We start from the raw sequence: 16,151 nt of genomic DNA on the forward strand, positions 1-16,151 counted from the left end.
GCGGGAGCCCTTCATACCTCAAACCTCATCTGCCGGTTCCGCCCTTCAAGCGAAACCGTGGCGGCCATCTGGCTCAGCTCGGACCAGTCGGCGATCAGGGCGTTGTAGACCGTGGCCTCGGACGCCTCGCGGCGTTTGTTGGCGGCGATGTCGTAGAGGCAATAGGCCAGATCCTTAACCGCCTCGGCCTGAGGCCCTAGGCGTTTGAGCAGTGCCGCACTGTCGTGCGACAGGCCCGTCCGCTCGTGCAGGCGCACGAGGTGCTGCAGGCATTCCCAGACGGTCAGATGCCCGTCCTCCTCGGGCGCCCAGTCGGGGTCGAGCTCGTCGCGTTTCAGCAGCCGCACCTTGCCCGCAGCGCTTTCGACGATCCCGGCATGCTTCACGCTGTCGACCGCAATCCCGCGGGCGCGCGCAAGGCTGTCGGCGACGCCGAAATCCCCCTTGCCCATGCCGTTCTGCTCGAACCAGGTGATGGCAAAGCGGGTGTCGGCGTCGAACTCGCCCTGGATGCCGCCGAGATACTCGTCGAGCTCGGCATTGATCAGTTGCAGCGCGGTCTTGACCGTCATCGCGCTGTCGTCGGCCTCGAGCACAGCGCGGTAGCGCGAGTAGACGCCCATGCCGGGGCCGATGGCCGATTGCGGCATGTCGGCCGGGGCGATGTTGGCGGCCTGAAGCTCGGCGATGGCAGGGGGCAGCTCACGTTTCAGGGCGCGAATGAACTCAGCCCGAGTAATAACTTCAGCCGAAACTTCCTTCTTGCGGCAAACAAGAACAACCGAGTTGGCGAGGGCATTGGTTCCCGAAGCGATCATGCGGTTCGCCATCTCGGTGCGCATCGGCCATGTGCCGACCACGGCATACCCGGCCTCGACCACTGCTTGCAGGAAGGTGGCCCAACCCGTCGAACTGATGCCTTCCTGAGCGACCTCACTCTGCTTGAAAGCATAGTAAATGGCGGCAGGGTATTCTGAACCGGTACGGGCTGCCATATTGCCGATGGCTTTTCGCATTCCCAAAAGGAAAAAGTCCTCAGCCGCCTTCTTGCCACCATGCCTGTAAGGCGTAGCGACGAGTTCCTCATTTTTCGGCGTAGCTAGAATTCCAAACAAACTTGGGTAGATTGTTCGCAATGCCGGGCGCATCCAGCTGAAAAAGAAATCCGAGAGGTCTGAATAACCGATATTGTCGTAATACGGCGGATCGGTGGAGATAACCGCACCATCTGGAAACTCTACTGTTTGAGCGTCATGCTGCACAACACGGCCGGGCGAACTGGGCATTAGTTTTTCAATAACTCGCAAAACCCATTCCACATTATTCAAGAAATTCCCTGTCGCTGATGAGAATGGATTCCCCTCAGCATAGTCCCAAGTCATAGGCAGAGCCTGTCGCGCAAAGGTATTCCGCAACGCCTCCATCTTTGGAGATGAGTCCCACGTGCAAATTGTTGAACCACGATCCGCTGATCTGTTTATTGCGAAGCTCATGAACACGCATATTGCGTCAGCGTATGCCGCTGCGCCAATCCCCCCATCTGCGAGACCGGCCTCGTCCAGATGCAATTTGGTATCCTTGGCGTCTTCCATGACCTGTTGCCGCAGTTCCGAAAGAAGCCCGATCATTGTATTTAGAATCGACAGTTGCCTTTGTGTGAATGCATCTCCCCAAAGTGGCATGCCGTACATTGGCAGTCGGTCGACGTCGTGAGACGGTGCCGGAACCCGACCTTCGGGTTTCCATTCAGCCCGCACGCTAAGCGCAAGCGTGGCATGGGCGTCATCCGAATCCACGTAAATGCGGCCGCGCGGACCTTCCGCCACAATGGCCATCAGTTGTGCGCCGAGCCGTCCCGCCTGAGCCTGCGCCCTCACATAATCGACATCAATCGCGGCGCTGGAAAGGGGACAGACGAAGTTGCCACGACCAACTTTGTTTCCGTCTTTCGCAACGGCCAACTCCGCTTTGGTCCCGCCACGGCGCACCCGGAACCTGACTTTCTTGGTCTGCTTGTCCACTATGGGTTCAACCCAAGCTTCTTTTCCGGGTTTTGATCCAAGGACAAAGCTCGACGCGATAGGCACTTGCACATCCGAGAAGGCCGGGTCCGGGCTCGGCACTGTCCGCGCCCAGATCCAAGCGATCACCGTCGCCTTGCCACCACCAAACTCCTTCGGCAGGTCCACCTGCGGGTAGAGATGCCCGATGCGCTCCCACGCCTTCTCGCGCATCCATTCGCCATAGTATTTCACATCCTCGGCCAGCCCCTCGGCGTTGCGATAGAACGAACGCTCCTTGATGCCGGGGTGGATGGGGGGCATGTCCTTGAATTTCGGCGGGATCTCGATCATCGCCTTGCCGATCATCACCGCCACCGGGTTCAGGTCGGACCCATAGGCGGGCAGGCCCAGCCGCTGCGCCTCGAGCGGGATCGACCCGCCGCCCGAGAACGGGTCATAGACCGGGGGCAGCACGCCGCCGCAGCTGCGCCGGATCTCGGCCCGTGCGCGTTCCAGCACCTCCTCGTTGGTCGAGTTCTCCCACTTCACCAGGTCCTCGATGATGGCGAAGAGCCGCTTGCGCTCGATCTCGACCGCCACATCCTCCAGCGTCGGTTCCGGCGCATTCGCCGCCGCCCCCTGCGCCGAGGCCTTGCTCTTCTCCCAGGCCGCCACCCGCCCGGGCAGCTCCGCCTCCGCCCGCGCGCGCAGTTTCGGATCGGCCATCAGCTCATCGACGCAGGACGAGGGATCGTCCACCAGTTGCGCGAACAGCACCGCCCGACACGCCGCCAGAGGCCGCCGCGCCCACCACAGGTGCAGGGTGGAGGGATGCCCATGCCGGATCGACTTCTCCCGCGCCGAGGCGGCATTGATCGCCTCGAGCGGGATGGCTACTTCGATGAGTTTCTTCTTGTAGGGCTGGGACACGGCTTACTCCGGGAATTCGATGAAGGTGGGCACGGCAACAAGTTCGGGCCCACGCGGCGGGGCGTTCTTGCGCCAGCCGCCTTTGATGGTCTGCAATTTCGAAATTGGAAAACGCTCCGCGGCGGCCAGCGGCATGAGCTGCCGGACGTGCCAGAAAACGGCCCAGTGGCCCTTGTTGTCTGTGTAATACTGGCCCGTGGTCGGCGGGCGATGCTCCATCCCCAGCGAGTGCCGACCGTTGTGCGTTTCCTCGCTGCCGACATACCAGCCGATCCAAGACACCATCGATGTAACCTTGGCGGGGTCGTCCTCGTGCGAGGGATAGATCACGACCGGCACCGGCTCGCCTTCGCGGCGCTGGTCGATGTCGCGAAAGAGTTCGAACTTTCGAGAGCCGAACGCCACGAAGCCTTTCTCGGCCGCGATGCCCTGACCGGACTCGAGATGCTCCAGAGGAACAGGGGCCAGAATGGCGAAATCCTTCATCGCGGAACCTCCGCCCGCTCGAGCAGGCTCTTGATGCTGAATTGAATCGCGTTGTGCTCAAAGGGCGGCTCGCGCGTGTCGAGTGCGCCGTGGACATAGCGCGGCGCAGTGGCGAAGCCGTTCTCGACCTGGACGACGGCCAGGATGAACTTGTCGGGCTCGTGCAGCGAGGTGATGACCTCCTGCCGCGTGATCATCACCGTGTCGGCGCCGTCGATGCGGCCTTTGACCTCGATGAAGCGCAGGTGGTCCGCCTTGGGGTCGTAGGAGGCGATGTCGTAGCCGACTTTCTGAGCGGAGACGTCGGTGGGTGCGTTCCCCAACGCGCGCTCGACGGCCATGACCGCGTCCATCGCCGCGATCTCGATCTTGCGCCGGGCGACCGGATCCTCGGAAAATCCGTTCGCGGTCGCGGCGAGTTCGTCCGCTGGCGCGCGAGAATTCAGTAGGCCGCGCGGAATGACGACCATGCCGCCGCGCACGCGCGGAGGCTGGGCAGAGATGAAGCGTTCTTGGTCGAGCGCTTCCAAACGGCGCTTCAGACGCTCGGCCAGCTCCTCGGCCCGTCGCTGCGCGTTCTGCCAGTTGAGGCGGGTCTTCTTGCCGGCGCGCTCCTCCTCCTTCAGCTCGAAGGCGCGCGCGTCCCAGTAGTTGATTTCCTTCTTGAGCCGCGCCTTCACCTCCTGCTCGACCTGGTCGATCTCGGGGATGCGGCGCGCCTTGACCTCCGCGACGTGCTTCTGGGCGAGTTCGACGGTGGCGAAGCGGACGGCAGTCTTTTCGAGGTCCGTGCGCAGCCAGTCGGCCTGCAGCAGATCCTCGACGCGCGCGATCTCTTCGGGGCGCGCCGGGCGCAGGTTCAGGTGGGGTGCGATGCCGGCGTTGGTCGTGGCGCCGTTCCGGTCGATCGCGGCGAACTGGAGACGCTCAGAGACGATGTGGGACCTGCCAGCGGCCGTGGGCCGGCCGTCCTGAACGCTGTGCTCCAGAAGAAAAATTGCGGCGATCTCCTCGCCGGGATCCGTGTCGTCGACCAGGATGGCCCCGCGCTTCATGAGGTGATCGTATTGCTCTCGCACGAGGCTGATCACCGCCTCCAGCAACGGATGACCCGGGCAGATGAAGGCCGCGACAGGTTGCTGGTTGATCTTGTTCTTCTCGAAGCAGATCCGTTCGTACTTCTTCTGGATTGGCGCACCGGTGCCGACCTGGCGATCCCGCTCGCGGATGTTCAGCGGGACGTGGGTGATCTCCCAGCGGCCTTCTTCACGGCGCTTGATCTGGCCACCGAGGTGCTTGAACGCCTCTACGAAGAAGCTCTGGATATGATGCGGCTGGAGACGCTGAGCCTCGGCCCGCTCCATTTCGATCCGCAGTTCGTGCACGCGGGCGGCGGGCATGGTGTCGTTCGTGAGGGCTCGGCGCTCCAGAAGCTGGAGGAGGTGTTGCTGATCGACCGCGCCGTCAACCGCCTGAAACAGCCTCGCCTTCACGTCCTCCTGCTCGCCGTACTGGATGGCTTCCACCAGCAGATCGCGCAGCGCCGTTCCTTCGAACAGTTCGCCCAACACGTCGTAGACGCGGCCGCCGAGGGCTTCCCGCGCCGCCTCAAGCTTCTCGAGGAGACGAGCATAGACCTCGCCTTCACGGGTATCAGCGGCGACGAGGTTCCAGAGATGGCAGACCTCGGTCTGACCGATCCGGTGAATGCGGCCGAACCGTTGCTCGATCTTGTTCGGGTTCCAGGGCAGGTCATAGTTGACCATCAGGTGGCCGCGCTGAAGGTTGACGCCTTCGCCAGCGGCATCGTTCGCGATCAGGACTAGCATGTCCCGATCCTGCATGAAGCGTTCGACGACCTTGCGCCTCTCCTCCCGGGTGACGCCCCCATGGATGACTTCGACAGCTCCCGGCTTTCCGAGGCGCGCGCGCACCTTTTCCAGCAGGTAGTGCAAGGTATCCTTGGGCTCGGTGAAGATGATCAGTTTGCGCCGGTTTCCATCGCTGTCGACCATCAGCTCATCGTCGAGGATGCGATCGAGCTGGGTCCACTTGGTATCCTTTCCCGAGCGAAGGACGTCGAGCGCCATAATCTCCAGTCCCTTGAGGGTCTGGACCTCGATCTCGAGCTGTTCCACCGTCTCTGCGGTCGTGGCGCCGGTTGAGATCAGATCCTCGAGCTCATCGACCTCGTCCTGGCCGTATTCGTCGATGTTCTTCAGCACTTCGTCCGGGACGCTCGGCTCGTGAAAATCGGCGCGGCCGCCCTTGCGAGCCAGCCTGGCTTCGGCCAGCTCAGCTTCCAGCCTCTCTCGTCTGCGCTTCAGGGACTGATAGATTGCGGCAGGCGACGAGGCGAGACGACGCTGCAGGATCTGAAGCGCGAAGCCGACATTGTTTCGTTTCTTGCCATCCTGCTCCGCGAACCGCTGCACGCGGTTCATCTCCGTCCGAACGTATTCTGTGACGGCGCTGTAGAGCGCAGCCTCTTCGGGTGATAGGTCATATTTCACCGTGTACGCCCGACGTTCAGGAAACAGCGGCCTGCCGTCGAATTTCAGCAGCTCTTCCTTGGTCAGGCGGCGCATCATGTCGGCACTGTCGGCGTAATGCACGCCGTCACGGAAGCGACCTTCGAAGCGGTCGCCATCCAGCAGCGCCATGAAAAGCTGGAAGTCCTCCTCCTTGCCGTTGTGCGGCGTCGCGGACATCAGTAGCAGGTGGCGACAGACTCGGCCGAGCTGTTGGCCCAGCTGGTATCGCTTGGTGTACTTGACGTCGCCGCCGAAGTAGCTGGCCGACATGCGGTGCGCTTCGTCGCAGATGATCAAGTCCCATTCCGTGGACGAAGCGAGCTTCTGCTGGAGATCCTCGTTCCGCGCGAGAACATCGAGGCGAGCGATGAGCCGGTTGCGGTCATTGAAGACGTTGCCCGAACGCGAGGTCTCGATCATGTCGCGGGAAAGAATGTCGAACTCGAGCGAGAACTTCTCTCCCAGCTCGTCCTGCCATTGCTCGACAAGGCTGCCGGGCGCGACGACCAGACAGCGTTCGAGATCGCTACGCGCGATCAGCTCCTTGATCAGGAGGCCCGCCATGATGGTCTTGCCGGCTCCCGGATCGTCGGCAAGCAGGAAGCGAAGCGGCTGCCGCGGCAGCATTTCGCCGTAGACGGCCGTGATCTGGTGCGGAAGCGGATCGACGAGGCTCGTGTGGATCGCCAGATACGGGTCGAAGTAGTGCGCGAGCTTGATCCGGTTCGCTTCCGTCACGAGCCGCAGAAGACTTCCATCGGCATCGAAAGACCATGCACGGCCTCGCTGCTCGACGGAGAGGCGATGCTCGTCATCCCGATAGAGCGTGGTCTCTGAAACGCTGCCGCCTGGCACCCGGTACACAAGGTTGATCGCTTGATCCCCAATCCATTCGACTGAAACCGCTTCAACCGTTTGGTTCGGAACAACGCCCGCAACGGAGGCACCATTTTTGATGTCTTCGAGCTTGGTCACAACGCAACCTCGCTAAAATTCCGCAGCGGCGAGGTTTCGCGCCGGTGGCCGCGCGGGACGAATCGCTTGTGAACAGCATCCATTCAGGCGGCCTCCTCTGCACCCGGGTCGGGCAGGTCAAAGCCTTCGTCGTCCTGCGGCACGTCCTCGCCCTCCTCAGGCGCGGCGTCGGAACGGGTGATGGCATGGCCGGTCGCGCGGGAGATCATGGCAAGCAGCCGGGATTCCCGATCCGCCATGAAACCTGCGAAATCATTTGCCCGTAGGAGGGTCGGCTCCATCGCGTGCGAAGCCAGATACTCATCGAGCGCATCGCGGGCGATGGGCGGCGTATCCTTACCGCCAGTCTGCAGTCGCTCCAGGTAGACCGACGGCGCGACGCCCCCGAGGATGCGGTTTGTCTTGTAGCTGAGCGGGGTCTTGTTGATGACAGTGTCGAAGACCTTGGGCTCGATCTTCTCCTTCTTGCACCAGTCCTGCGGGAAGATGTGGTGTATATCGACATATTCGTCGAAGAAGACCGTTTGGCCGAAGGGCTGGCCCGAGCGAAAATCGATCGCTCCCTCAGCCATCAGCAGGGCGTGGATACCTTTGTAGGCAGCCGACAAGCGCGTGCGCAAGGTCCGCAGGCGCTCCGGACGGAAGCGGCCGTCAATGATTGTGCTCGGTTCGGGTCCCCCATCAAGCCATGCTGGAACTTCCAGCACGTCCTTCGAGAAGCGAGACTCGATGGCCGACCCGTAGAGTTCGCCGAAGATGCCGCACCAGAACCAACGTGCGAGCTTGTCGCGTATCGCGGCATGATCGAACTTCGGCCCGATCATCGCGAGAATCGCAGCGAAGGGCACAAGCTGGCCCTGATACGGCAAGTCGATGACTCGATAGATGTGATTCTGGCGCAGGAAGCGCGCCGCAGCCTTGAACCCTTCTTCGACTGGCCCACGGTGCTTCAGATAGGCCTCAAGTGGCAGATCGAGCAGCGATTGGCGCGTGGCGCGGACGGCAGAAAGCTCCGAGTCTTTTCGTCCGGCAGCGATTTCGGCCGCGCGCTTCTCGACCCCGTGCAGGAGCGCAATCGCCTGAAGCACGTCAGTCGCCGCGACCTTCTCCAGAACGCCGAACTTCTGCTCTGCCGCGCGGCCGTAGAGCTGAAGCCTGCCCTGCATCCCGGCCTGGCCTTCAGCGCCAAGCCAGTCGTCGCGCAGACGATGGCCGCGGGCGGCGTACATCGCCGTGACGAGTTCGAATGCGTCGAGAGGCTTACCGCCGGTGTTTACCTTCTCGAAAACCAGACAGACTGCTTCGTGCGTGGTTTCCGGGCTCAACGCGATCACAGGCAACTGGTAGGACTTGAAGTTCTGGAGGACTTCGTTCTTGAAAACTCGGAAGAGCGAGCGCGTCTCCGGATCACGGTCTCGCCAATAATCGTCGAAACCATCCTGCCATTCGTCCCAGTCGAACACTTGGTTGAGCGGAAACATGAGGTTCTGGTACTCGAGCTCCGGCGTGGAGAGATCGAGGTCGATTTTCCGGTCGAAGCTCGACTTGATCCGCCTGTCTTCAGGCACCGCAACAATGGCGCTCTCCCGGTCCTCGGCAGGGTCCATCGCCTTGCGGATGTCGATGTAGAACCAGCGATCCACCAGCTTGAGCCGGGGGGTAACAGTACGAACTACCTCGCGACGCAGGCAGGTTTGGTAGAGCGAGGTCATGCGCTGTTGGCCATCCAGCAGGAGCTGTTCAGGCGCGCTGTTCCCGACTGCCGAATCTGCGCCTTGGATTGGTCGACGCGCGAACGTGTCTGCTGCGCCTTGCTTCACCTCAAGCGTCATCAAGGCGCCAACCGGAAACGCCTGTGAGATCGAAGCGATCAGCCCCTTGATGCGCTCCTCGTCCCAGACCCAGCTTCGCTGGAAGTCGGGCAGCTGTATTTTGCCACTCGCGCAATGACGCAGAAGCTCCTCGAGGCTGACCGGGTTCGTCTTGAATGCGGCTTGCTTACCCAATGTGACGCTCCTCGCAAGAAAAGATCGGTTTGCAATCGGTGATGTAGCAATACTCGGTAGTCCAGCTCATGCCGTCGCCTCCTGACCACGACTTTCTTGCATCCTACCGATGACCTCGTCGCGATTGATGAGGACGATTTGCTGGTCACGGGGCGCGCGCGCATCTGGAGCGGTATCCAGTCCGAGGCGCTTCAGCGCGTAGTACAGCAGCGCGCGCCGAACCTTTATCTTCGCCTTGCCGCTCCGCATGCCGTAGTCGAGCGCGATGACCTTCGCTTGGGTTTCGGAGAGGTCGGGGTGCGGGCCTACCTCCAGCGTCACCTCGGAATGCCAGTCGCGGTCATCGGCCGGCGACGTCTCGCTTTCGCGCGCCCCACGGATGTCGAGTATCCTGGACAGCAGGAAGTCCTTATAGATCGCGTCTGACAGGCAGAATGCGCGGGTGTGCCATCGGAAGCCGTCGAAGGCGATGGCATGAGGTGCTATCCAACGCCAGCGCGGCTCCGGGCTGGACAGGGACTGGTACTTTACCTCGATCGCCTCAGGCCGGCGGATGGCGCCGACGACCGAGCGCAGCGTTGCGGGGTTTACACCGCGCACGGGCGTTGGGGCTGATGCGTATGGCGGGAGATCAGCGATCCAGGAATCCTCGCGATCGAGGATCCCGTCTGCGACGGAGCGCAGTTGAGAGAGGTAACGGCTTGCGTCCGGCTCAAGGAACTGCGGCTTGAAGTCTGAGCCACGGACATAGGTCCGCGCCCTCTTGTCGTAGACCATGTTGTCAGGCGCAAAACCGATGTACCGATTCAGGTCGGTGGACGCCTGGTTCACCGAAACCCCGAACTGGTCCATCAGATCGCTTCGGTTCACATGTCCCTCCCAGAACAGGCGGAACTCGATGAACTCTAGGCGCTGCTCGATGCCCCAGCGCAGTTCAGCTTTTTCTTCACCCACGCCGCTCTCTCCGGCTGCCCCATGGGCATGCGAACTGTGCTCACCCACTTTCTGTGCTCACCCTAGCGGCGAGCGACTTGATGATCAAACAAAAACGGCACTGCCGACGAGGAAGCATCGGAAGAATTGTCTCGGGTCGGCAGCATGAATTTGTCGCATACTCGAAACATACCGAGAAAAAGCACAAAACTCTCGATCTGATGTCGGCCATCCCACGCTTCACAATTGCAACAAGTAGGCCTCGATCTCGTCGACCAGCTCCGGATCGACTTCCCCATTGGTCCGCATCTGCTCGAGTGCCGCATTGGCACGGTGTTTGCCCATCCACTCTATCTCAGGGGCGTCTGCGGCCGACCAGCGGTTTTCCAGCCAGGCTTCGTACTGTGCGCGCTCTTCCGTCGAGAGCAGCTCGGGCGCGTGAAACGCCACCAGTCGCCGCCCAAGCTGGCGCAGCCGGGCTTCGCTGAGGGTGGCTGCGATCTCCTGACGCCGCCGCCAGTCTGCGCGCTGGAACTCTGCGAGCAGTGCCTTGTCGGCGTGGCTGTAGAAGCCCCCGAAGATCTGCTTCTCAACGGGCGGTGTCGGCGCGGTTGGATCCTCGGGGAAGCGCGCGGCCAGCGCCTTTGCAACGCGCGCTCTGAACTCCGGCGCCTCTGCGATGACCGCGGCCCGCTCGAGGTGTTCAGCGCTGGGCGCGGGCACAGAGAGTAGCGCGGGCGACTTGTTGATACTCAAGGAACGGATGACCTTGGGTGATGCGTCCACCGCTGCAAAAACAGTGGCATCATCGGCAGCCAGAAGCTCTGCCGGATCCGCAGCGTCGAGATCGAAGAAGGCAGCCTGGTTGGGGTTGCTGGCCGAGGTGCCGCAGAAGCAGCCTATCGTCGCCCGGGGAGGGCCGCCTGCGAAGCGCTCGACGAGGGCCATGGGCTGGAAGCGCGCAAGGCGCGCCTGCACCGAAGCCTTGTCTCGGTTGGACAGGAGCTCTGCCCAGAGCTCTGGCGCGCGTTGGGCGATCTGACGCGCGATATGGATCGTCGCCTCGACATCGCCGAGCGCGTCATGGGCATTATGCGCCGTGAAGCCATTCAGCGGCGCGATGCGATCGAGCTTGAAGCGCACGCGGCCGGTTTCATCGACGGGCCACTCGAAGATATCCGGCTGACGATACCAGACCGCATAGAGCGCCGTCAGAATGTCGAGCCGATTGTTCCCGTTGAATTGGGTGGCGAAAATGTCGGGCTGCAGGTTTTGGTAGAAGGCCTGGCGCAGCATCTCTTCGTCGAAGCGGATGCTGTTGAACCCGGTCCAGGTGGCGGGTGACCAGCGCGCGATCAGGGCCGCGATCTGCTGCGTAAACGCGAAGAGCGACGGCAGTTCCGGATCCAGCAGCTGCGCTGGGCGGACACCGGTGACCGCCAGCGCCCATGGTGAGGGAATGATGTGGGGCGCGATGCGGCAACGCAGATTGACCCGCTCGATTTCCCTGAATTCAGCATCCGTCAGAATGGCGGCGAATTGCAGGGGCTGATCGAAGGCGGGTGAGATGCCGGTGGTTTCGAGATCGTAGAACGCAAAAGTCATGGCGCACTATAACTTGGAGCAGGAAGGTCGTCAGCACCCATAGTTTGTTGGAAAAGCGGAGAATCCTCGGCTGGACTCGAGCGCGTTAACCTTTGCGTCTCGACCGACAGCGCTCTGCGTGGCAGAAGGAAGCCCGGCGCGTGGCGCTCATCCCCAGAATTCAAGACGGGCTATTTCTTGCTGCGACTCACCCTGATCCTCTTCCTGCTGCTTTTGCCACTGCCGGTTTCGGCGCAGACGATCACTGGGATGGCGAGTGTGACGGATGGGGACAGTCTGGAAATCCGCGGCACGCGCATCCGCCTGCACGGGATCGATGCGCCCGAGAGCCGCCAGCTTTGCACTCGCCCTTCTGGCCAGCGGTGGCGTTGCGGACAGCAGGCGGCGCTGGCTCTGTCGGATCGGATCGGGCGGCGCAGCGTAAGCTGTGTGACACGCAACATCGACCGATACGGGCGCACCATCGCGGTGTGCTCGCAGGACGGGGTTGACCTGAACCGCTGGATGGTCAGCGAAGGCTGGGCGGTTGCCTACCGCCAATTCTCCCGAGACTATGTAGCCGTCGAGGCTGAGGCGCGGCGCGCTGGGCGCAACATCTGGTCGGGCATCTTTGTCATGCCGTGGGACTGGCGGCGCGGCGTGCGAACACCATGAAACCACAGGCTGACAGCACCACGGAGGTTCTGGCCGGCCTGGTGGAACGGGTGACCTTCCACAATTCAGAGAACGGATTTTGCGTGCTGCGGGTGAAAGCACGCGGCCACCGGGACCTGGTGACCACGGTTGGGCACGCCGCTATGATCTCGGCGGGCGAATGGATCACGGCCTCCGGCATCTGGCTGAACGACCGCACGCACGGGCTGCAGTTCAAGGCGCATTTCCTGAAGACCTCGGCCCCATCGACGGTGGACGGGATCGAGAAATACCTCGGCTCCGGTATGATCCGAGGCATCGGGCCGGTCTATGCCAAGCGGCTGGTCAAGGCCTTCGGCAAGGACGTCTTCGACATCATCGAGGCCGCGCCCGAGCGGCTGCGCGAGGTCGCAGGCATTGGCCCGATGCGCGCGGCGAAGATCACGGCTGGCTGGGCGGATCAGAAGGTGATCCGCGAGATCATGGTGTTCCTGCACCAGCACGGCGTGGGCACAGCGCGCGCGGTGCGCATCTTCAAGACCTATGGCACGGATGCCGTACAGGTGATGAGCGAGAATCCGTATCGGCTGGCCAAGGACATCCGTGGCATCGGGTTCCGCACCGCCGACCTGATTGCAGAGAAACTCGGCATTGAGAAAACCGCAATGATCCGCGTGCGCGCGGGGATTTCCTTCGCACTGACCGAGGCGATGGGCGATGGTCACTGCGGGCTGCCGCGCGCGGAGCTGATCGGCCTGGCGGGCAAGCTGCTCGAGGTCCCCGCGCCCTTGATCGACAGCGCGCTGCAAGAGGAACTGGCTGAGGAGACGGTGACCGCCGATCGTGTCCGAGACGCAGACTGCATCTTCCTGACGGGGCTTTATCTCGCCGAGCGCGGGATCTCCGAGCATGTGAAGCGCATCCGCGCGGGCGCCCTGCCCTGGCCCGAGATCGATGCGGACAAGGCGCTGCCCTGGATCGAGCAGAAGACGGGCCTCACCCTTGCCGCTAGCCAGGCTGAGGCGATCCGCCTCGCGCTGCGCTCGAAGCTGATGGTGATCACCGGCGGCCCCGGGGTGGGCAAGACCACGATCGTGAACTCGATCCTGCGCATTCTGGCAGTCAAAGGCGTGAAGCTTCTGCTCTGTGCGCCGACGGGGCGCGCGGCGAAGCGGATGACCGAGGCCACCGGCATGGAAGCCAAGACGATCCATCGGCTGTTGGAATTCGACCCGAAGGCCTTCGGCTTCAAGCGCAACGACGAGAACCCGCTCGACTGCGATCTCCTGGTCATTGATGAGAGCTCGATGGTCGATGTGCTGCTGATGCAGTCGCTCCTGAAGGCAGTGCCCAGCACTGCAGCACTGCTCATCGTGGGCGATATCGATCAGCTGCCTTCTGTGGGCCCCGGCCAGGTTCTGGCCGATATCATCGGCTCAGGACCAGTGCCGGTGGTGCGTCTGACCGAGGTGTTCCGGCAGGCGGCGCAGAGCAAGATCATTACCACGGCGCATGCCATCAATGCAGGGCGACTGCCCGATCTCGGCAAGCCCGATGGGGAGGCGGATTTCTATTTCGTGCCGGCCGCAGATCCGGAACAGGCCGTGCCGCGCATCGTCGAGCTGGTCGCCAAGCGCATCCCGCAGCGCTTTGGCTTCGATCCGATCAAGGACATCCAGGTCCTCTGCCCGATGAACCGCGGCGGCGTCGGGGCGCGCTCCCTGAACATCGAACTGCAGGCCGCCCTGAACCCCGCTGGCGATAAGCGCGTGGAGCGCTTCGGCTGGATCTTCGCTCCCGGCGACAAGGTCATGCAGATCGAAAACGACTATGACAAGGACGTCTATAACGGCGACATCGGCAGAATCGAGGATGTCGACCTCGACGAGGGCGAGGTCGCCGTGGATTTCGACGGGCGCACCGTGACCTTCCTCTTCGGCGAGCTGGACACGCTAGTTCCTGCCTATGCGGCCACGATCCACAAGAGCCAGGGGTCGGAATACCCGGCGGTAGTCATCCCGGTCATGACCCAGCACTACGCCATGCTGCAGCGCAACCTGATCTACACCGGCGTCACGCGCGGCAAGAAGCTCGTCGTGCTGGTTGGGCAGAAGAAGGCGGTGGCCATCGCCGTGAAGAACGTCTCCGGGCGGCAGCGCTGGTCGAAACTGGATGAATGGCTGGCATGAGAGAACCTGGACAAGCAATCGCACCGCACGCGCTCGCAGGCTTCAATCCTTGGCGCAATTTGAGTATCAGGGCGGCACGTGAAAGGACAGAGCATGGAAGAGGAAGAGAAACGGCTGGATCGCCTGAGCGAACTGCTGCACGCGCTGCCGGTCGACAACTTTCCCATGACGATCAGCAAACTCGACGGTTATGTGACCGGAATCCTGGCGTGCCCAGAGATGATCCCACCCTCGGAATGGCTCCCGGAGGTGTGGGGCGAAACCGGCGAGGCGCAGTTCGCCGATCAGAAGGCGGCGGAAGAAACGATCGGCGCCGTCATGACGCATTACAATTCCGTGGCCGAAGCGATGACACGGTCTCTTTGGATCGAGCCGATTTACGCAGTGGACCCGAACAGCGACGAAACCCTGTGGGAACCTTGGGTAGACGGCTTCACCCGCGCGATGCGCCTGCGACCGGATGCCTGGGAAAGCCTTCTCGACCGGGCCGATGAAGAAACCCGGACAACGATGATTTTCCTGATGGCGCTGCAGGACATCTACACCGGCAACAGCAAGTTCACGGATGAAGAGATCGATGAAATCGACATTGAAGCGCCGGACCTGATCCCGAACTGCGTCGCGACGATTCTGCACCAGTCGCGCCCGGAACTGGCAGGAACAATTGCTGCCAATCTTCCCGGCATGCCGCACAAGGCCGCTCCCCGCCCCGGGCGGAACGATCCCTGCGCATGCGGTTCGGGTCGGAAGTACAAGCAGTGCTGCGGCCGGAATTGAAAAATTACCAATTCCGGTTCCACCGCCGCCCCGCTCAGCGCATCGTTCCGACCGGTCAGGGCGCCGTAGGGGGACTCGTGATTTGTTGACGTGGTGTTGACGTAAAACGCAAAAATGCCTGTGGTACTATAATACCATCAGGCAAGCGTTTGTATTATTTCAGGAATTTGGTTGCGGGGGTAGGATTTGAACCTACGACCTTCAGGTTATGAGCCTATGGCAGGGCAAAACCGAATAATCAGAAATTTCAGCCACTTACGAGGTATTCCTTTGTTATGGCGTGATTTTCACCCTCGCAAACATCAGCATTCGCACGGATTCACACCCAAAACCGGCACGAAGCCCGCAGTCGCAGGTTGATGTGGCGTTGATGTAGCCTGATGCGCTGCTAGGTTGATCATAGCTGAAGATGGCTCAGACCAAGGAACGGAGCAGATCACTAGGCCACAGATGACCTCCAACAAATGTCGATCATGGTTGGGTCTTGCCCACCTGCATGATCATCAATGGCGCGTCATCTTCGGCCTCGGCCGCCTCGATATAGCTTCGAGCAGAGATTCCTTGCAGACCTAGGTGGTCAACAAGGCTGGGAAGGCTAGCAACACGGTGGCGCGTTTCTGAGAGTGTGACTGCCACGTCGCGTGCGTTCTGTTCAGCTGCTTCCGTTCCGCCGAGGCGCCCAACCAGAAGGTCTGCGGGCATTTCCGTCGTCAACTGCGCGAGCTTCTGAAACTGGCGAGATGCCTGATCCTTTGCCGCCATCGGTTCGTCGAGAAGGAACAGAGCCTTGATTTGCGCGCCGCCAGTGACCGCCATTCCATCGAGCAGCAGTCTGAGGCTATCAATGGGAATTGCCTCCCGCGTGTAGAGCAGCTTCACCCTATTGTGCATGGCATCAAAGGTTTCGTGCAGAACCTGCTCGGCCTCAGTCAGGAGTGGCCTTCGATCGACGCGCACTGCGGCGCCGTCTACGCGTTCAATCCGGTTGGTAGCCCTTTCGAGCGGGAGTGTCTGAAACTCTGTGTATCTGAGCCGACCCATGCGGTTTTCAGATACAGTCAGGCGTCGAAGCGCCCTGCG

Annotated in this window: 10 protein-coding genes; 3 read left to right on the top strand and 7 right to left on the bottom strand. The window is 61.9% G+C overall.

The annotated features are described in order from the left end of the window. Positions 1 to 11: 11 nt before the first annotated feature. The 6 genes from RGD00_RS14955 to RGD00_RS14980 form a co-directional block, all read right to left on the bottom strand. Positions 12 to 2,933, bottom strand: a complete 2,922-nt coding sequence (locus RGD00_RS14955) for a DUF1156 domain-containing protein (RefSeq protein ID WP_310458131.1) — start codon at positions 2,931 to 2,933, stop codon at positions 12 to 14. A gap of 3 nt (positions 2,934 to 2,936) precedes the next feature. Continuing rightward, positions 2,937 to 3,419, bottom strand: a complete 483-nt coding sequence (locus tag RGD00_RS14960; RefSeq protein ID WP_310458132.1) for a hypothetical protein — start codon at positions 3,417 to 3,419, stop codon at positions 2,937 to 2,939. After that, positions 3,416 to 6,928, bottom strand: coding sequence for a helicase-related protein (locus tag RGD00_RS14965; protein WP_310458133.1), 3,513 nt, complete (start codon positions 6,926 to 6,928; stop codon positions 3,416 to 3,418). The genes RGD00_RS14960 and RGD00_RS14965 overlap by 4 nt, the downstream gene beginning before the upstream one ends. An 83-nt stretch (positions 6,929 to 7,011) precedes the next feature. Continuing rightward, complete coding sequence (locus RGD00_RS14970; protein ID WP_310458134.1) at positions 7,012 to 8,934, bottom strand: GmrSD restriction endonuclease domain-containing protein; 1,923 nt, start codon at positions 8,932 to 8,934, stop codon at positions 7,012 to 7,014. Between the two features lie 66 nt (positions 8,935 to 9,000). After that, the gene (locus tag RGD00_RS14975; protein WP_310458135.1) at positions 9,001 to 9,888 is read right to left on the bottom strand and encodes a BrxR family helix-turn-helix transcriptional regulator; all 888 of its coding nucleotides are present in this window, start codon (positions 9,886 to 9,888) and stop codon (positions 9,001 to 9,003) included. Between the two features lie 219 nt (positions 9,889 to 10,107). After that, positions 10,108 to 11,472: an exonuclease domain-containing protein gene (locus tag RGD00_RS14980; RefSeq protein WP_310458136.1), complete on the bottom strand. Its 1,365-nt coding sequence runs from the start codon at positions 11,470 to 11,472 to the stop codon at positions 10,108 to 10,110. Between the two features lie 177 nt (positions 11,473 to 11,649). Here RGD00_RS14980 and RGD00_RS14985 point away from each other — a divergent pair, with 177 nt between their 5' ends. From RGD00_RS14985 to RGD00_RS14995, 3 genes are all read left to right on the top strand, one after another. After that, the gene (locus RGD00_RS14985) at positions 11,650 to 12,126 is read left to right on the top strand and encodes a thermonuclease family protein (protein WP_310458137.1); all 477 of its coding nucleotides are present in this window, start codon (positions 11,650 to 11,652) and stop codon (positions 12,124 to 12,126) included. Then, positions 12,123 to 14,294: an SF1B family DNA helicase RecD2 gene (recD2, locus tag RGD00_RS14990; protein ID WP_310458138.1), complete on the top strand. Its 2,172-nt coding sequence runs from the start codon at positions 12,123 to 12,125 to the stop codon at positions 14,292 to 14,294. The genes RGD00_RS14985 and recD2 overlap by 4 nt, the downstream gene beginning before the upstream one ends. Positions 14,295 to 14,387: 93 nt before the next feature. Then, a complete protein-coding gene (locus RGD00_RS14995; RefSeq protein WP_310458139.1) occupies positions 14,388 to 15,071 on the top strand; it encodes a UPF0149 family protein in 684 nt (227 codons plus the stop codon). Between the two features lie 471 nt (positions 15,072 to 15,542). On the opposite strand, the gene RGD00_RS15000 is transcribed toward RGD00_RS14995, so the two are convergent. After that, the coding region (locus RGD00_RS15000; protein ID WP_310458140.1) for a hypothetical protein at positions 15,543 to 16,151 on the bottom strand (609 nt) is incomplete at its 5' end.

Source organism: Ruixingdingia sedimenti, from assembly GCF_031432425.1.
GTDB classification, from domain to species: domain Bacteria; phylum Pseudomonadota; class Alphaproteobacteria; order Rhodobacterales; family Rhodobacteraceae; genus Ruixingdingia; species Ruixingdingia sedimenti.